The organism is Segatella paludivivens DSM 17968 = JCM 13650, assembly GCF_000373185.1.
Classification (GTDB): domain Bacteria; phylum Bacteroidota; class Bacteroidia; order Bacteroidales; family Bacteroidaceae; genus Prevotella; species Prevotella paludivivens.
Map to the genome: position 1 here is coordinate 110,748 of NZ_KB890638.1, position 20,338 is coordinate 131,085.

The following is a 20,338-nucleotide window of genomic DNA, read 5'->3' on the forward strand; positions in this document are numbered from 1 at the left end:
AGCCGAAAAAAGGCAAACAAAAAGTTCAAGTAAATTAAAAAACACTTATGAAAAAGATTCTATTTTTTACTGTTGCTGCTGCGACGGTAATGGCATTAACTGGGTGTTCTCAAAGTTCTGATTTAACAGAAACTGCAGAAACAAGTCAAACAGCAATATCATTTGATACTTATTTGGCCAAAACTCGTGCCGGAGCATCAGGATCAGAAACTACAGAAACTCTTAAAACAAATGGATTTGGAGTTTTAGCTTATTATACAGCGCAGGAGAATTACGTTTCAAATAAATTTATTCCAGACTTCATGTATAATACAAAAGTTACAGGAACTACAACATCTTGGGAATATAGCCCCGTACGTTATTGGCCAAATACAAATGGAGACAAGATAAGTTTCTTTGCATATGCTCCTTATGTTGATGTAACTTCAAACAGTGGTACTGCTAAAGATCAATCAACAACTGGAATCACTGCGATCTCAAGCAATAATGTTAATGAGACACCTAAAGTTAGTTACACACTTGCAGATACCAAGACTCAGTCAGTTGACCTTCTTTGGGGTGTTAAAAAGGGCACGGTAAGTGATCTAAATAAAGATTTAACACGCATTCAAGCTAATATTTCTGGGATAGGATTTACCTTCAAACATGCACTAGCTGTGTGTGACGGAAACGGCTTACAAGCAAAAGTTGCGACTGATGATCCTACATTTGACCCAAGTAAGACAAAAATCACAATAGAAGAAATCAACATCCAGAGTAACACAATAGCAACAAGTGGTAAATTTGATTTAACAACTGGAACATGGGAAATTACTAAGCAAGACGGAAGTATGGTTTTCGATTTTAAGAAAGAAAATATTAATACGAATTTTGCAGAGCCTCAAGGTTCATTAATGAACAATGTTGATAACTTGAGCAAACTTAGTGGTCTTACAACAACAGCGCAGAACGTATTACTAGACAACACAAAATCATGTTACTTTATACCTGGATCAACAAGTAGTAAAGCAACTGTTACTATTACATATTGGGTTAGAACTTTAGACCCAAGTCTTTCTAACGGTTGTACAAATGTTAAGCAAATCATAACAAAAGAGATACAGCTACCTGTTTTTGCTGCTAATAAGAAATATGCACTTGTTCTTAATATTGGTATCAACACTGTGAAATTCACAGCAGAGGTTTCAGATTGGTCAACAGATAATAGCACCCCAATAACAACGACAGTTGATGTACCTGAAGTTATTTAAGAATAAAAATAGAATCTAATTAAATATATTCGATATATAAAGGACAATACCTTTCGGTATTGTCCTTTTTGCGTTTATGTTATAGAGAATCATATAAGAAACTACAATTTTAAGTAATTATACTTGCTATTTATTAAAAAAAGTTTATCAATATTGTGTTTGGGCGCACATTGTTAAACAAATTTAACCAAACAAGATAAAATTAGTGACTTTAATTTAAAATCACTATATTTGCTATAGATAAAAAAGTAGATTTAGGAGTAAACATAAAAGGCTAAGAAGTAGAAAAAAATAAAGAATAGAATATTTTAGAGCGATAAAATATCAATGTGATCACAATATTACTAAATTCAACTTTATTCTAGACTGATTATTGAAATCGTTGAACGCATTAAACATTTTGATTATGAAAAAGATCGCCTTACTTATCATGATTGCAATCGTTAGCTTGTCATCATGTACTAATGAAGAACTCACTGATTCAGCATTAAACAAAACAGAATCACAAAATGAGTACAAACCTGTTGTTTTCGGTACATATATCGAAAATACAGCTTCTAGCCGTGCGGTCAACAATTCAACAACATCTCTATCAGCAAAAGATGGTTTCGGTGTTTTTGCATTTAACACTTACGAATCAGATATCAAAACAATATCACCTAACTTTATGTATAATCAGAAGGTTGCGTCTACAAACAAAGGTGATTCATGGAACTATAGTCCTGTAAAATATTGGCCAACAAGTAGCTCTTCAACTGAAAACAAAAATAGCTTTTTTGCTTATGCTCCATACATAGACTCAAATGTAAATACAGAAGGCATCATAGACATAACATCAAACAGCACTTTAGGTGCTCCAAAACTTAGTTTCAAGAATTCCACAAATGTAGAAAACACAATTGATTTGTTATGGGCTGTTTCAAAAGAAAACGGTAAAGCTTTGAAAGATATTACCTCATTAAACACTAATGGAGAAGTAAATTTCAACTTTCGTCATGCCCTTGCTAAACTAAGCCTCAATGTCAAGGGAGTATTCAACTCTAATTCAAATGAAAATATTGCAGATGGTAATAAGATTACTATTGAGAGTATAAATATATCGGGGTCTTTTCCAAGCAATGGAACACTAAATCTTGATAACGAAATAGCATATACACCACAATGGGAAAATACAAGTGGTGAAACGGTATTCAATATCAGTAATCAGCAAATAGCAGAAAGTTTAAGAGATGGCGGTAGCAGTAAAAGTAACGACAGCATAAGTGGTGTTACAAATATAGCTACTAATCTTTTAGCGAATACTTCTGACGGTAAAGAATGCTATCTCACATTTATCCCGACGACTGGTAATCTAACCATATCTCTAACTTATTGGGTAACAACAAAAGACAGTAAATTAGCGGAAGGATATTTTAAAATTAAGAATAGTGCAAAAAAGACCATATCAAATATGACTTTAGTAGCAGGAAAAAACTATTCGATAAATGTTATTATCGGCATGAGCGGAGTTCAATTTGACTCTAATGTTGACAATTGGGAAACCGTAATTACTGAATAATAAGTTAAAAGTTAATGAAGAACTGTAAAAGGTTTGGTAATTTCTCCTATTTTGATTAATTTTGCAGCAGAATTGACAAATAAGTAAGTAATTGATTGACCAAGTAATTGAAGATTTTATATTGTATTTTAATTCTAGTATTACCATTGTTAACAACAGGTTGCAGTGATAATTCTATGTTGGAAAGTGATAACCAAACAGGCAAATCACTTTCTATGGACTTTTCATGTTATACAAGTCAATCTTCATCAACTCGTGCGAATAGCAATTATCTTATTGATGGAACTAACAATACGACGATTCCAAATGGCAATTCTATCGGAGTATTTTCATTCTATCAAGGTTCTGCAAAATGGGATGACATCACCTATCACGTTGCATCTTTTATGAATAACCAGCAGATGGTGGCTAGTACTTCAAACAACACCGTAAATTTCACATACTCACCAATAAAATATTGGCCTAATAATGCAGACGACAAATTAAGTTTTTTCGCCTACTATCCTTGGAATAATTTTTCAAATAGCAGTTTTGGTATTGGTATTGAGAATATAGATGATGAAAGTAAAATGTGCGCAAGATTCAATGTCAATGATAATCCAAGTGAACAGATTGACCTTATGCTTAGCAACTTAATAAAAGACATGACATATCAAAATACAAATAACAACGGAAAAATAAGTTTTGTATTTTATCATGTATTAAGCCTTATAAATATAAAACTCAGTATTGATCCCGATATGAAAAGTGTTGCAAAACTAAACATTAACAGTGCCAGTATTACAGGACTATATAATGCCGGCACTTGCCATCCTAGTTTTGACGCAAGCTTAATGAAACCAAAATTTACATGGTCACCATATTTCAAATCAGGTACTTCAAGTCAACAATACGTTCTTGATAGTAATGTGCTGTCTTCGTCAACTTCTAACCAAACAGGAAACACGCTACTGATGGTTCCACAACTACTCACCACAGACGTTGTTTTCAACATAAATTATGATATAATATTTATTGACAGCAAAGGTAACGAAAAATATAGATACACAAATAACGAGCAAAATGTAGTACTTAGAAACAGCGGTAATATAACAGAATGGTTACCAGGAAAGAAGTACAACTATACATTTACGTTAGGTTTAAAGCCTATAAAAATGGATGCAGCCTATGATGAATGGTCTAACAGTGCATACGACGCAGATATAAAAAACACAAATTGACGAATTGAGAAATGAAGATTACACGACTATATATATCATTCATACTGTGCGCTTTATGCGTAATCTCATGCACAGAAAAAAATGACATTGCTGATAATAGTTATTTGAATAACATCAGCGATACAGCTATCGGTATATTTGCTGAAACTGATAGTATGAAAACACGTAGCGTGACATCAACTCCATTTTCAATAGAAAATAGCACAGATCTTCAAACAAACGGTTTTAAAGTTTACGCATACTATCATGGAACAAATAATTTCGTCAATGCCAACCAAAGCCTTTACACGATTATGGATAGTGTGAACGTAAAATATCAAAACGGTGGATGGGTTTATGATGGAGATACTAGATATTGGCCGTTAGGAAAGAATATGCTATCTTTCCTCGCAACATCATACAATCCGAACTTAAATAAAACTCGAATACTTTTAAATAAAAACAGCAGTACTGGAAATCCTGAAATAACTTATATTGCATCTACAGATTTAGACAAGCAGGAAGATATACTGTGGGGAACAAGGAGTAATGGAATGCCATACATTAATGAAACTAGACCTAGCGATGGACTTGTTCACTGGCACTTTAAACATGCCCTTGCTAAAATTGTGCCAACAATTTCAAGTACCCTATATACTCAACCATACACGAATACAACAGCTGTACCAAATACAGATGTTTGGCAAAATATTGATTACTATCAGACAAAATATCTCATTAAAAGTATAACTATTTCAAATGCAAATAAACAAGCTACACTTTCTTTGCAAAATAGCATAGCGAGTACTCCTGCATGGAATAATAAGATTGGTACTATTGACTATCTTTTAGACACAGAATTAAACGATGGAATAAAATATACACCAACAACAGATCAAACAAATAGCTATAATTGGAATAAGGCTGGAATATATACGACAACAACGACATTATTACCAGAAGGACAATATCTTACTTTGATACCCAAATTAGCTGCAGAAAATGGTAATTTAAGAATAAGTGTTACTTATGAAACACTGACACAGATTACAGAACAAAAACAAAAAAGAGATAAATCTTGGTGGTGGTATGGTAATTGGTATAATTATGGTTCCCCAACAACAACATATACAAATCAAGAAACCACTATTGCTAGTGATATAAATACAGATTTCATTGGAGGTAGAAAATATCAGCTTAATATTAATATTCAAGCTAACTACATTGAATTGACAGCAATCCCACAACCATGGGAAGACGTTTCACAAGTAATTGATACGGAAACAAATCTTATTACGATAGCTCCAGGTGGTGGTATAGAATTTGACGCTGTACAATATGGAGATTCTATTGACAGGACAAACGGTATTGTTTATTTAAGGAACAAGACTTGCGCTCTTAATTTCAATATTGCCACACCTCGTGGAGCAACTTGGCGCGCTGCGCTTATTCAGTCTGGAGACATAGACGCATTCCAATTTGTTGATGAAAATGGAACTGTTCTCTCAAATCAAAATCCTCAGGGAAATGTTGGAACACAAGCGACATTAAGGGTAAGAGCAAAAAATGCCACAAATAGCACTGATAATTCGGCTATATTAAGAATTTATGTTATTCAACCGAATCAGTCTACAATAGTAAAGACGCTTACAGGAAGCGACATATTTAAAGAATATAAATTTGTTGAACCTGCAAACGTAAAGAATTAAAATAGTTTGAAAAAGTATTATGAGAACCATTTTTAAATATACATATATACTAGCGATGTCATTTATAATTATGGCATTATATAGTTGCTCTGAAAAAGATCTTGCTAATGAAGAAGAAACATCTTTAAAAGATGGGTATATCTCTTTTGTATTATATCATACTACTGCAGAAAAGAATGGAATAGAAACCACAACCCGAGCAACGATAGATGGCCAAGACCAATTAAATGAAAATTATATAGACAACACTACGATATTCATTTATAAAGACACAACACAAGCTGCACTACAAACAATACAAGGGCAGAGTGTTTCTATACAAAATGATGGTTCTTATATCGCTAGAACCAGAATTACAGATGATTTAAAAACTGCTTTATCAAATGGAGGATATGCATATATTGTTGCTAATCCTACGGGAAATTTCAATGAAGGAATGACGCTCGCAGAAGTTAAGAATTCAATTGTTTCTTCTGATTTTACTGCGAATAATTCTGGCATTCAAGATAAGTTTACAATGTCTGGCGGCGAGAATATATCTTGGAATAATAATGCGGCCTATTCTACAGTCCCTTTGTATAGGTGTGCAGCTAAAGTCGTGATATACTCTAATATAAAAGAGTCTGTTGACGAAATTTCTAACAGTTCTACCATAACTTATACTCCAAACTTAGGAAGTATGACTATCAGTTTGCTCAATGGGGTGAATAAAGGCATGATCGATGCTAACTATACAGCAGCCGATGCAGACTATTTCAACAAGCAAGAAACTCTTCAGCAAACAGATTTATCAAAGACGTATGCTGGTATAGAATATAATTATTCTCATATTCCATTCTATAGTTATCCTACATCATGGAAGGAAGTTGATCCAAAAGAGACTGTCGTAGAAATATGCATACCTTGGACTGTGAAAGGAGAAAATAGATACATGAATACATATTATCAGTTAAGTATAAATAGCCAAAATAGAAAGATTGAGCGCAACCGCCAATACACTATTTATCTTAATATTAATAATATTGGAAGTCCAAATAAAGAAACACCCGTAAAACTTAGTCCATCTAGCTTTACTATCCTACCCTGGGGAACAGTTGATGTTGGCGCTGGTAGTAAGACTGACGAAAACGTTAGCGGTGAATTCCATAAATATCAATATTTAACTGTTGATCCTAAAAGTGTAATTTTAAATAACCAAACTTCAACAATAATAAAATATACTAGTTCTTCTGCCTTAGATAAAACTAACACAAAGGTTACACAGGTAGATTATTACACTTATGAGACTTCTGGAACTCCAAGATCTAATGTTCTAACCAATGCAAATGATTTGGCCCAATATAAAATAGACATAACATCAGATAAAGAGCTAACGTTTACTCATGAGTTTGACGGTACATACACATATCAGAACATACACCTGCAAGTAACAAATAATGAAGGGTTGACAGAGACCGTAATAATAACTCAATACCCGTCACTCTATATTTCTACTGAAGATGGAGGAAATGCATTTATTGATGGATACTTTGCTAGAGTAGCTAATGCGACAATGTCAGGTGCTGCAAAAAATTCAGACGGAACTTACTATAGTAATAATACTAAGTATTATAGTTCTTCAAAAGATAACTATGTAACAACTCCATATGGCTATTTATTTGCTTCTTTAGGTAATTTGGCACAAACACAAATCACAAATGTATTTGTAACTGGGTTCAATTCTGAAAATGGATACTATACTGTAGGTGGAGAAACATATTACTATAAGATTGGCGACCCACGAGTAAATGCAGGTTGGACAAGTTCTTCCATTACTAAATACCTTTATAAATCAACAGGTATTACTTCATGGAATTCTACAGATTGTGCTAATCTAATGATTGCATCAACATCATACTCATATCGTTCTGTAATAGCGCCGTCATTCAAAGTATCTTCTGCATGGGGACAATGTTCACAGGATGGTGTTACATTCTCTAACGCCCAGAAACGTGCTGCAACATATCAAGAAAACGGTTATGCAGCAGGAAGATGGAGATTACCAACTGAGGCAGAAATAATGTTTGTCGCTTATATGCAATCACAAGGTAACATCCCTACTCTATTCATTGATGGTGCAAATTACTGGGCTAGTAGCGGAAGATACTACAATAGTGGTAATTTCTATGACGCAGGTAGCAATGTTCAATGTTATGTAAGAACTGTTTATGACACATGGTATTGGGGAGGCACTAAATGCCCTATTGGAACTTATACTATAAAGACTACAAAATGATGAAAAGTAAATTACATTATATATTATATCTGATTGCTATAACAATATCTTTTATGGCATGCTCAGAACACGACTTACTTACAAACTCAGGTACATTTAAATCAGAGGGGCTACCTGTTGAGATAAATGGTTCACTAAATACTCCTGACGTTCAAGTAATAAGTACTCGTAGTCTTGGAGAAACTCCGGATATCAAAAAATTGTATGCTATAGTTTTTGATAACAATGGTCTACTATTGGAAGTTGATACATGTAAAGCCGCTAATAGCAATGGTGAGAATATAAGTAATTTTTCGACAGCAAGTGACGGTCTCACATATTTTCATGTAACACTGCATACATCAACAACTCCGAGAATAGTACATCTTGTAGCAAATTTCAATCCAGCGTTCACCACTATACTAGACGAATCCTCACTAATGAGGAAAATGGTTGTAACAGATTCTATTGACTCGTATTGGCAGAGAATTGTATTTAACGAAGGTATTTATATTAATTCAAATGGAACTGTAGATCTAGAAAAAACGCTACCCAAAATGCAAAATTTAAAATTAATAAGAAATTTTGCAAAGGTAACTGTGAGTATATCAGACAGTATAAAGAATATATTTATACCACAGGGATATTATGTATTTAATCAACCCATATCTGGAACTGTAGCTCCATATAATGTTAATACAACTATAAATGAAGATCCATTAATTAGCAGATTTGCTGACTATATAGCCAGCGATGGAACAACTATGTCTTACAAAGAACTGCTTGCTCAGAACTATTACGGATATGAACCAGAAGATAGGGCTTTTAAAGTAAACCCAGATCCAACCAGTGCTAGTTTTCCATGGAAAAGTATTTCTGAGCCGACATACATATATGAATGCACGCATCGCAACGACCAAGATAATCCTTATATCATAATAAAGGGTACATATATGGGAAACTCTATTTCAGGCTCTTCTGGAGTACCAACATATTATAAGGCTGACTTCTGCTACCCTACTGACCCAACAGGTAACGTTGATAATACATCTATGACATACTATAACCTGATAAGAAATTTTCAATACAACCTAAAAGTGACGAGAATTTCGGGGAATGGTTCAAAAACTTTGGCTGATGCAATAGTTGGAGGTCCAATGAACAATTTTATGGGGGTAACAACAGCTGGTAATATTACGAATATAGCTAATGACTCGTCACGCCTTTATGTAAGTTTCACTGATGAAATGTTTACGACAAAGGATCCTATTGTCATAAAATATAAGAACGTATTCAATATGCACAATCCATCAATTACTAGTGATGATGAGATTAGTAACCTTAGAAGAAGAGAACTCAACACAACAGATTATACAGGCAAACACTATGTTAGAATATTTGGACTTGACGAAGAAGACAAATCACCAATAGGAACTATTAAAGGTCCCATCGCAGCATCTGCAACTATTAGTAGCGGTAATGATGCCAACGGATGGAGGACTATAACGATACAACCTACAGATTTACCAACAAGTAGTCTTGAACAGAAGATCCAAACTATCAGTATTTATAATTCCGACGGATTACAACGATACATAAATCTATACTATCGTCGTCCCATGAACTTTTCGGTAGAGTTAAATCCTACGAACGTGCCTTCTTCAGAAGACCAGAATCTTGATGTAATAATTGGAATTCCAGGAGATTTAACAGCACCACGCTTTCCGCTTACATTTAAGATTGAACACAATAGCAATGCCATTTATCCAAATGTGCAAGCTACTGGATTTAACGAACTACCTGTTGTTGTAGGAAAATCAATTATTGATGGAACTACCGACTCATACTATTATACTAGGAATATAAGCTGGAACGAATACAAGAACACTGGTACTAGCAATGATGGACTTAAACGCTTCCATTGCTACTTTAAAACTTATAAAGCAAACAGTGCTGGACAAATATATGTGGCAACTGATAAATATTTCATAACACAACCAATCACTGCAACGCTAACAAACTACTAGATTGTTGAGATATAAAGTATAGAAAAAAGCATTATATCTATCAACATGCTTGCAAAATAATAAAAAAAGTATTAATTTTGCAGCCATGAGAATAGATATTATTTCAGTAATACCAGATATGATGGAAGGATTCATTAATGAATCCATATTAGCACGTGCACAGAAAAAAGGATTGGTAGAAATTCATCTACACAATCTAAGGGACTATACTCTTGATAAATGGAGACGCGTAGATGACTATCCTTATGGTGGAAGTGCTGGAATGATTATTCAATGTGAACCTATCGACAGATGTATTTCTGCACTGAAAGCCGAACGTGATTATGATGAAATCATTTATACTAGCCCCGATGGAGAGCAGTTTGATCAACATGTTGCCAACGACCTTTCATTAAAAGGTAACATCATTATTCTTTGTGGCCATTACAAAGGCATTGATCAACGAGTACGTGATCATCTTATCACACGTGAAATTAGCATTGGAGATTATGTACTTACTGGTGGAGAACTTGCAGCAGCAGTAATGACAGATGCTATAGTTAGACTCATTCCTGGGTCAATAAGTGATGAACAAAGCGCACTTAGTGACTGTTTTCAAGATGATATGCTAGCAGCACCTATATACACAAGACCGTCAGAATATAAAGGTTGGAAGGTTCCAGATATACTACTCAGTGGCAACGAAGCCAAGATTCGTAAATGGGAATTTGACGAAGCAATGAAACGCACAAAAAACATGCGTCCAGACTTGTTAAAATAATTCGGCGTTATTTTTAATAAACTCTTCACCAATACTGAATCCTTCTTCGTAAAGTCTTTCCAACTTATCAATATCTTTTTCTATTCTTCCAACTTCAATTGGACGTAAAGGACGGATACACTTTATCTGTCCACTTTCTTCTAATCTATTAACAAGTTCAATCTGCTGATTATAAGCGAAGTGGCGTCTACTCAAAGCGACCCTTAAACGTGGATAATTCTTATAAACATAATGTGGAACTTTTCTATCCTTTCCATTGTCTCTCCACCCCTTATTTCTTGTTAGAATTACAACATTGTTTTTATATCCCATGTCTATTGCTCGCTGCACAGGTATGCTATCAACAATACCACCATCAAGCATAGGAATTCCATCTACATCAACAATTTTACTAACATAAGGTAGACTACTGGATGCTCTTACAATATCCAGCGAACGCTGATGATCTTCCAACTCTTTTAAATACATAGGTTTACCTGTGAGACAATTTGTTGTTACCATCTCAAAATTTTGTGAATGTTTAAAATATTCATCAAAATCAAAAGGTAAGAGTTTGTTAGGAAACTTATCATAAAGAAGTTTGCTATCAAAAATACATCCCTGTGAAACAAGATGACGGATGCCTATATAATTATAACGCGCAAGATAATCAATATTTGAAATACGCGCACGTCGTGGTTGGCGGCTAACATAACTCATTCCATTACATGCTCCAGCAGAAACGGCAACAATATATTTAAAATAAATATTATGCTTCATGAAAGCATCAAGAACACCACTTGTAAAAACTCCGCGCATTCCCCCACCTTCAAGAACAAGACCAATATTTCGAGTAATAACCATATATTCTAATAATTTTGCACCAATTTATTCAATTTTCTTGCAAAGATAGTGTTTTTTAATTAAAAAAGTGTAACTTTGTAGGCAAAACAACAAAAAATTCGCATTATATGTTTGATACAGCTACTTATGTGAGACGCCGTAACGAACTTAAAAAGCTCGTTAAGAATGGCGTCATCATTCTTTTCGGAAACAATGAATCACCAGCCAACTTTCCAAACAATGGGTATCACCCTTTTCGCCAGGATTCATCGTTTTTATATTATTTTGGACTTCAAAGAGATGGTCTAGTTGGAGTAATAGATATTGACAATGACAAAGATATACTAATTGGTGACGATATAGATATAGAGGATATTGTTTGGTTTGGGGCAGTTGACAGCATTCACGACATGGCACAAAAGGCTGGTACAACAGATTCTGCTCAAATGAAAAGCCTAAAGTTGATTTGCAATGATGCAATGAGCAAACACCGCAAGATACATATTCTGCCACCATATAGACATGACATTAAGATTCAGATATTCGACTTGCTAGGTATACATCCTTGCCAACAGAAAGAATCAGCAAGCATGCCGCTAATTAAGGCTGTTGTGAAGATGCGCTCTACAAAGGAACCACAAGAAATTGAGGAACTTGAACGTGCTGCCGTAATAGGATATAAGATGCACACCACTGCTATGAGACTCACTCAACCAGGAGTCACTGAGAAATTTATCGGGGGACAGGTTGACGGCATTGCAAATTCTTATGGTTCTATGGTTAGTTTCCCTACTATATATACCCAGCATGGTGAAATCATGCATGGTGCACCATCAATGAATGTGCTTGAAGAAGGTAGACTTGTGCTTTGTGACGCAGGTGCAGAAACAATAAACAACTACTGCAGCGACAATACACGAACAATGCCTGTAAGTGGAAAGTTCACCCAAAAGCAACTGGAAATATATTCAATTGTAGAAGCATGTCACGACTATACTTTGGACGTAGCAAAACCAGGAACAAAATATGCAGATGTACACTTTGCTGTTTGCAGACTTATGTTTGACAAATTAAAGGAACTTGGGCTTACCAAGGGAAATACAGACGAAGCAGTTAAAGCCGGAGCACATGCAATGTTCCTTCCACACGGATTAGGACACATGATGGGAATGGATGTACATGATATGGAAAGTCTTGACCAAATAAACGTAGGATTTGACGAAGAAACTCGTCCTAACCTAGAGCAATTCGGAACAAACTGTCTTAGAATGGGACGCAGACTAGAAGAAGGTTTCGTTGTTACAGACGAACCTGGAATATATTTCATCCCAGCACTTATTGACGAATGGAAAGCAAACGGACACTGTAAAGATTTCCTAAATTTTGATAAATTAGAGACTTATAAGGACTTTGGAGGAATAAGAATAGAGGATGACGTTTTAATAACAAAAGACGGATGTAGATTCATCGGTAAGGATCGTATACCTTATCATCCAAAAGACGTAGAGAATTTTATGGATAATAAATAACATTATATTGGTTTAAATGAGAAAATTATTAGTAATGGCACTCCTTGCCTTAACGGCAGTAGGTGCGACAGCACAGGAAAAGAAGGCTGAGAAAAATGTAAACAAGCCGGTATTCACTGTAGTAAGAGAGAACAAAATTACAAGTATTAAAAATCAAAGTCGTAGTGGCACGTGTTGGAACTATTCTACACTAAGTTTCTTTGAGGCTGAGATTCTTAAGAAGACAGGCAAGACTTATGATCTTTGCGAATCATTTGTTGCTAATAAGACTTATATGGATCGTGCTATTCAGGTAGTACGCTTACATGGAGATTGCCAATTTGCAGAAGGCGGTAGCTCATATGATCCATTGTATTGCCTTGAGCATTACGGTATCTGTCCAGAAAATGCAATGCCATTTGCAGGTAGTCTTTATGGTGATTCACTAAACAATTACAATGAGTTTTTCAGTTTAATGACTCCTTATGTAATGGCTGTTGCAAAAAGCGATTCAAAGAAGTTGTCTACTCAATGGAAAACTGGACTACAAGGTATCCTTGATGCTTACCTAGGCAAGTGCCCAGAAAAATTTACTTATGAAGGAAAGAATTATACTCCTAAGTCTTTCGCTACAAGCCTTGGTATTGACGCTGACGATTATGCAAGTATAACAAGTTATACACATCACCCTTTCTGGAAGGGATTTGCTGTTGAAGTTCAGGACAATTGGCGCAACCCTCTTTCATGGAATATTCCTATGGAAGACATGATGCGTATCATTGATAATGCTGTAATGAATGGATATACTGTAGCGTGGGGTGGTGACGTGTCTGAAGACGGTTTCACACGTGATGGACTTGCTTACAATACAGACACAAAGAAAGTACAAAGCCTTACAGGTAGCGACATGGCTCGTTGGCTGAAACTAACAAAGACTCAGAAGAATAATATGATAGACTCTTTGGGCTGCAAAGTTCCAGAAATAATACCTACACAGAAAATGCGTCAGGAAAGATATGACAACTGGGAACTTACAGATGATCACGGTATGCTTATATACGGTATCGCCAAGGACCAGAATGGCAAAGAATATTACATGGTTAAAAACTCATGGGGAGAAGCTGGTGAATATAAGGGAATTTGGTATATGACAAAGAACTTTATAGCAGCAAACACTATGGACTTCATGGTTAATAAGAATGCCATACCAAATGATATCCGCAAAAAACTTGGTATCTAACATTTGATATCAAAAAGAAATAGAAGGCACAAACTGAAAAAACATTTCAGTTTGTGCTTTTTTTTTGTTTTTATTTTGTAACTTTGAGCACAGTTTTTTATTTCATAAGCAATAAAAAATCATAAAAGACATATGTTTTAAGCATATTATAACCAAGAAGAAAATAAAAACGATATAAATGCATTTCAAATGGAATTACGAACCACCTACACCAGAAGAGAAACAAGCAGCTAAAGAACTTGGTGACAAGTTGAGTATCAGTCCTATTCTAGCACAACTCCTTATCAAGCGCGGTATTAATACCGAATACGCTGCCAAGAAATTCTTTCGCCCACAATTAGCCGATCTCATAAATCCATTTCTCATGAAAGATATGGATATAGCAGTAGAACGTCTGAATGATGCAATGGGCAGGAAAGAGCGTATTCTTGTATATGGAGATTACGATGTTGACGGATGCACTGCTGTTGCACTGGTGTACAAGTTTCTTCAACAGTTCTATTCTAACATAGACTATTACATACCTGACAGATATGATGAAGGATATGGAGTAAGTAAAAAAGGAATAGACTATGCGAATGAAACTGGTGTAAAACTTATTATAATACTTGACTGCGGTATAAAAGCAATCAAGGAAATAGACTATGCCAAAAGCCTTGGTATAGATTTTATTATTTGTGACCATCATGTTCCAGACGAGACAATGCCACAAGCTGTAGCTATATTAAATCCAAAGAGACATGATGACACATTCTCATATAAAAGCCTATGTGGATGTGGCGTAGGATTCAAATTCATGCAGGGTTGGGCTAAGAACAATGGCATTCCATTTTCAAATCTTATTCCTTTACTCGATTTATGCGCTGTTTCGATAGCAGCTGATATTGTTCCCGTAACAGATGAAAACAGGATAATTGCATTTCATGGACTAAAACAGTTAAACCAAAATCCAAGCATAGGTCTGAAAGCTATTATTGATATTTGTGGTCTAAACGGGCGAGAAATATCCATGAGCGACATCGTGTTCAAGATTGGACCAAGAATAAACGCTTCTGGAAGAATGGAAAATGGAAAGGAAAGCGTTGACTTGCTTATAGAAAAAGACTATGGAGTGGCAATAAAAAAGGCGAAGCATATTGATGAATATAATGAGCTACGTAAGGATATTGACAAGCAAATGACAGAAGATGCTAATACGATTGTCTCAAAACTTGAGAATCAGAAGCATCATTCAAGCATTGTTCTTTATGACGAAAACTGGAAGAAAGGTGTTATCGGCATTGTAGCCTCTCGCCTCACAGAGATGTACTTTCGTCCAACTGTTGTTCTAACTAAAGACGGTGAATTTGCAACTGGGTCAGCCCGTAGTGTAACAGGCTTTGACGTTTATGCTGCGATTAAGAGTTGCCGTGATTTACTTCTTAATTTTGGCGGTCACACATATGCAGCTGGTTTAACTCTAAAATGGAATGATATACCGAAGTTTAGAGAAAGATTCCAAAAATATGTTGAAGAGCACATAGAACCGGAACAGACAGAGGCTAATATCAATATTGATAGTCATATAGATTTCAAAGACATAACTAAAAAGCTCCACAACGACTTAAAACGTTTCGCTCCTTTTGGTCCGGAATGCACCAAACCATTATTTTGCACTCTTGGTGTTTATGATTATGGTACTAGTAAAGTTGTAGGAAGAGAGCAGGAACATATAAAACTGGAACTTGTTGATTCTAAGTCAAGTGATGTTGTAAACGGAATAGCATTCGGTCAAAGTGCATCCGCACGATACATAAAAAGTAAAAGATCGTTTGATATAGTATATACAATTGAAGAAAATGTTTTTAAGCGAAACCAAATTCAATTACAGATAGAAGACATTCGTCCAGAAGAAATAAAAGAAGAATATAAGGCTGAATTATAATGGAATGCCGGCAGATACTACAACAATATTGGGGGTATCCTGATTTCCGGGGAATACAAAAAGATATTATTGAAAGTATTTATGCCGGACATGATACCCTTGGGCTAATGCCTACAGGTGGAGGAAAATCTATAACTTTTCAAGTACCGGCATTGGCAATGGATGGAGTGTGCATTGTTATCACTCCACTTATTGCATTAATGAAAGACCAAGTTGACCACCTGCTAAAACTTGGTATCAAAGCTGCTTCTATATATTCTGGTATGACAAGACCTAAAATAATAAAGGTTCTTGAAAATGCCGTATTTGGAGGAGTGAAGATTTTATATGTCTCACCCGAAAGACTTGCATCAGAGCTTTTCCAAGCCAAATTAAAGCACATGAAGGTGAGTTTCATCACTGTAGACGAAGCCCACTGTATAAGTCAATGGGGATATGACTTTAGACCATCCTATCTTAACATTTCAGATATACGCAAACTAAAACCAGATGTTTCCATATTGGCATTAACAGCTACTGCCACAACTGAAGTTATTGATGACATACAGGAAAAACTGGGATTTAAGGAAAAGAATGTCTTCCGCATGAGTTTTGAGAGAAAGAATCTAACTTATGTTGTAAGACTTACATCAGATAAAGACCAACAACTTATTCATATTCTAAATTCTGTAAAAGGTTCCGCAATTGTTTATGTAAGAAGCAGAAAACGCACAAAAGAAATCGCTCAAATGCTTAAAGATAATGATATTGAAGCAACTTACTATCACGCAGGGCTAGAACATTACACAAAAGACTTACGACAAAAGGAATGGCAGAATGATACAACACGCGTAATAGTGGCTACAAATGCATTCGGTATGGGTATAGATAAACCGAATGTAAGAATAGTTATCCATATAGACTGTCCAGACTCAATTGAAGCCTATTTTCAAGAAGCAGGACGTGCGGGACGAGATGGCAAAAAAGCTTATGCTGTCTTGCTATACAATGACGGAGATTGTAGAAAGTTACATAAACGTGTTACTGATAACTTCCCTGAAAAGGAATATGTTAGAAAGGTATATGACAGTTTAGCTTATTTCTATCAGATAGGTGTCGGTAGCGGCATAGGACATACATTCGCTTTTGATATAGGCAAATTCTGCCATAACTTTGGACTGTCCATGATTCTTGTTGACTCATCATTAAGAATTTTAGAAAGAGCAGGTTATATTGTTTATGAAAACGATCCTAAAAACAGTGCAAGACTTATATTCCTACTTAGTCGCAATCAGCTTTACATACTTGAAAATCTTACAAATAATGAAGATAAAGTAATAACTACCCTACTCCGTCTGTACGGTGGACTTTTCAATGATTACACATATATTGATGAAGTGCTAGTCGCTCAAAAATCAGGACTTACACAACAACAGGTATATTTGATATTAAAGAATCTGACCATGAAAAGGATAATTCATTTTATTCCACAACGGAAAACACCTTACATCTCATATTCAAAGAGTAGAGATGACGGTGAAAGGATTATCATCTCAAAGAGTGTGTATGAAGACAGAAAAATTGAATTTGTAAAGAGGATTGAGGCAATCATAGAATATGCCAAAAATGATAATGTATGCAGAAGTAGACAGTTATTAAGATATTTTGGTGAAACAGACAGTAATGACTGTGGATTATGTGATGTTTGTCTTGAGCACAATACAGACCAAGCTTCAGAAGATAGAATTTCTTTACCGAAGAAAAGAATACTTGAAATGTTGAAAGACGGGAAAAAGCATCATATTACAGAACTAAATGAAATGAACATTCCTGACAGGCAGTTGGATGAAGCATTAGAATTTTTAATTAATGAAGAATACATCATTAATGATTGTGGATATATCATGATCAATGATAAGTAGTCTTTACGCGCAACACTCAGGTTTACTTATAATATAAGTTACGATATTATTCCAGCGTGAAAATTATAAAAAGGAACATGTAGGATATCTAATAGACATGCATTAGTAAACGTAGTAATTATCAATGTTTTACATTAATCATATATGATATTCATGTAATTTTATTATTACCACTGTTCTTAGTCAATTTAGGGGGTGATGTACTTCAAGGAATAGAATTGGACTCTCTATCAGAAAAAGTTTTTTCAATGTAACTAATGTCACTTTGTCACAAACCCTTTGTTTATAAGGGNTGAGCGAGTGACATTAAGTGACATTATCGGCCTAAAAGTGACATTAAACTCCAAAGCACACCTTTTTTTAGTGTTTTTTTAGCAATTATGCTATTTACACCATACATATTTTTTACACTGATTGAGTTTTATCAAATATATAGATTGACTTTTCTAAACAGCATATCTAGTTCAAAAAACCATTACATACAAATAATAAATATGATAGAATCAATTTGAAAGTGTGGAAATAACTTTCGAAGCTGAATGCACAAACGCCTACCCAAATTTCAAAGCCTTTTGAGCAATCGGATTACATCAGCAAATATACAATTCTACTACATCAGTATATATGTAATTAAATTACATCAGCATGTGTGCAACCCGATTACACAACGTAGGTAACTCGATTACACAACGTGTGTAACCGTGTTACATAACGTGAGTAATTCAATTACACTCGTTGTGTAATAGAATTGTTGAACATGAAAAAGGATACTACTTAGAGCTGGTAAACAAATCATTATCAGAAATACTGTCTTTAGCCAGATTAGGTTTATAGAGGATATCACCCCTAAATTAACGAAAAACCATTTACATAAAAAAACTTTTAGTAATAATAAAGCATTTATGGTTTACTATTTAACCAAAACAACAAACTATATATATTATGCAAAACGATTATGAAATTATAAAGAGTACTATGAGTAACAATATACAAAAAAGGGAAATCTCCCTCACAGGAAACTTCCCCTTACAACATTATGTACGAGAAAAAAATTAATTATTTTCAGGACGAAGTTTACGAACTGTATTACCAGCCTGCCACATTTCCTTGTTGCGCATAGCCGCTAATTCAGCATTCAACTTCTCACGATAATCAGACATAGAATTCTTATCAATAGAAATCTGAGCCTCATTACCAGTCTTTACACTAAGGTATAGCCATTGCATAACTGGCTTAATAGCTTCACGGAAACGAGGAGCCCAATCAAGAGCACCACGCTGCGCTGTTGTAGAACAGTTAGCATACATCCAATCCATACCCTTAGCACCAAACAATGGCATCAAACTTTGAGTTAATTCTTCAACAGTTTCATTGAAAGCCTCAGATGGAGTGTGACCATTTTCACGCAATACATCATACTGTGCTTCAAGCAATCCCTCAATGGCACCCATCAAAGAACCTCTTTCACCAGTCAGATCAGATGTAGCCTCACGCTGGAATGTAGTCTTAAATAAATATCCAGCACCGATACCAATACCAAATGCTATAGTCTTGTCCTCTGCATGACCAGACGCATCCTGATAAACAGCATAAGAACAGTTCAATCCACGACCTTCACAGAACATGGTACGAAGAGAAGTACCAGAACCCTTAGGTGCAACCATTATGACATCAATATCCTTTGGTGGAATGACATTTGTACGATCTTGCCAATTGATAGCAAATCCATGAGAATAATACAAAGTTTTGCCAGCAGTTAGATACTGCTTAATTTTTGGCCAAACAGCAATCTGACCAGCGTCAGAAAGCAACATACAAACAATTGTACCTTTTTGTACAGCTTCCTCAATTGAGAAAAGAGTCTTTCCTGGAACCCAACCATCTGCAAGACATTTTTCATAAGTTTTACCTTCACGCTGACCTACGATAACATTAAATCCGTTATCACGCAAGTTACAAGCCTGACCTGGTCCCTGAATACCATAACCAATTACGGCAATCGTTTCATTTTTTAGTACTTCACGAGCCTTCTCCAAAGAAAATTCCTTACTGGTGACAACAGTTTCTACAACTCCACCAAAATTCATTTCTGCCATATTTTAAAAAAAATGTGCGCCCTCATTAAGGGATCGCGGGTTATTATTATCCCTTAGAATCATGCCTGTCTTTTCCAAAGACAGTCGTTT

The 20,338-nt window shown here is 35.1% G+C and carries 13 protein-coding genes; 11 read left to right on the forward strand and 2 right to left on the reverse strand.

Features of this window, described 5'->3' with window-relative positions; genetic code table 11:
• The first annotated feature begins 47 nt into the window (after positions 1 to 47).
• The 7 genes from B045_RS0105860 to trmD all read left to right on the forward strand — a co-directional run bounded on the left by B045_RS0105860 (position 48) and on the right by trmD (position 10,757).
• On the forward strand, positions 48 to 1,250 hold the full coding sequence (locus B045_RS0105860; protein WP_081618595.1) for a fimbrillin family protein: 1,203 nt from the start codon (positions 48 to 50) through the stop codon (positions 1,248 to 1,250).
• A 406-nt stretch (positions 1,251 to 1,656) separates the two neighbouring features.
• Positions 1,657 to 2,808, forward strand: coding sequence for a fimbrillin family protein (locus B045_RS0105865; RefSeq protein WP_044067647.1), 1,152 nt, complete (start codon positions 1,657 to 1,659; stop codon positions 2,806 to 2,808).
• A gap of 176 nt (positions 2,809 to 2,984) precedes the next feature.
• The gene (locus B045_RS0105870; protein ID WP_018463342.1) at positions 2,985 to 4,028 is read left to right on the forward strand and encodes a fimbrillin family protein; all 1,044 of its coding nucleotides are present in this window, start codon (positions 2,985 to 2,987) and stop codon (positions 4,026 to 4,028) included.
• A gap of 11 nt (positions 4,029 to 4,039) precedes the next feature.
• Entirely contained in the window at positions 4,040 to 5,716 is a 1,677-nt protein-coding gene (locus B045_RS0105875; RefSeq protein WP_018463343.1) for a fimbrillin family protein, read from the forward strand.
• Positions 5,717 to 5,735: 19 nt separating this feature from the next.
• The gene (gene fimD / locus B045_RS0105880) at positions 5,736 to 7,991 is read left to right on the forward strand and encodes a fimbrial tip adhesin FimD (protein ID WP_444544384.1); all 2,256 of its coding nucleotides are present in this window, start codon (positions 5,736 to 5,738) and stop codon (positions 7,989 to 7,991) included.
• Positions 7,992 to 8,044: 53 nt separating this feature from the next.
• Entirely contained in the window at positions 8,045 to 9,997 is a 1,953-nt protein-coding gene (locus tag B045_RS0105885; protein WP_154650109.1) for a hypothetical protein, read from the forward strand.
• Positions 9,998 to 10,082: 85 nt separating this feature from the next.
• Positions 10,083 to 10,757, forward strand: a complete 675-nt coding sequence (trmD, locus tag B045_RS0105890; protein WP_018463346.1) for a tRNA (guanosine(37)-N1)-methyltransferase TrmD — start codon at positions 10,083 to 10,085, stop codon at positions 10,755 to 10,757.
• On the opposite strand, the gene B045_RS0105895 is transcribed toward trmD, so the two are convergent.
• Positions 10,749 to 11,600, reverse strand: coding sequence for a patatin-like phospholipase family protein (locus B045_RS0105895; protein WP_018463347.1), 852 nt, complete (start codon positions 11,598 to 11,600; stop codon positions 10,749 to 10,751). The two genes, trmD and B045_RS0105895, sit on opposite strands and share 9 nt — an antisense overlap.
• A 107-nt stretch (positions 11,601 to 11,707) precedes the next feature.
• On the opposite strand from B045_RS0105895, the gene B045_RS0105900 reads away from it, so the two are divergent.
• From B045_RS0105900 to B045_RS0105915, 4 genes are all read left to right on the forward strand, one after another.
• The gene (locus B045_RS0105900; RefSeq protein ID WP_018463348.1) at positions 11,708 to 13,108 is read left to right on the forward strand and encodes an aminopeptidase P family protein; all 1,401 of its coding nucleotides are present in this window, start codon (positions 11,708 to 11,710) and stop codon (positions 13,106 to 13,108) included.
• Between the two features lie 16 nt (positions 13,109 to 13,124).
• Positions 13,125 to 14,327 (forward strand): C1 family peptidase, encoded by a 1,203-nt coding sequence (locus tag B045_RS0105905; RefSeq protein WP_025883185.1) that lies wholly within the window; start codon positions 13,125 to 13,127, stop codon positions 14,325 to 14,327.
• 178 nt (positions 14,328 to 14,505) lie between these two features.
• Positions 14,506 to 16,251: a single-stranded-DNA-specific exonuclease RecJ gene (gene recJ, locus B045_RS0105910; RefSeq protein WP_018463350.1), complete on the forward strand. Its 1,746-nt coding sequence runs from the start codon at positions 14,506 to 14,508 to the stop codon at positions 16,249 to 16,251.
• Positions 16,251 to 18,152, forward strand: a complete 1,902-nt coding sequence (locus B045_RS0105915) for a RecQ family ATP-dependent DNA helicase (RefSeq protein ID WP_025883187.1) — start codon at positions 16,251 to 16,253, stop codon at positions 18,150 to 18,152. The genes recJ and B045_RS0105915 overlap by 1 nt, the downstream gene beginning before the upstream one ends.
• 1,052 nt (positions 18,153 to 19,204) lie before the next feature.
• Here the strand turns inward: B045_RS0105915 and ilvC are convergent.
• A complete protein-coding gene (gene ilvC, locus B045_RS0105920; RefSeq protein WP_018463352.1) occupies positions 19,205 to 20,248 on the reverse strand; it encodes a ketol-acid reductoisomerase in 1,044 nt (347 codons plus the stop codon).
• Positions 20,249 to 20,338 lie beyond the last annotated feature (90 nt).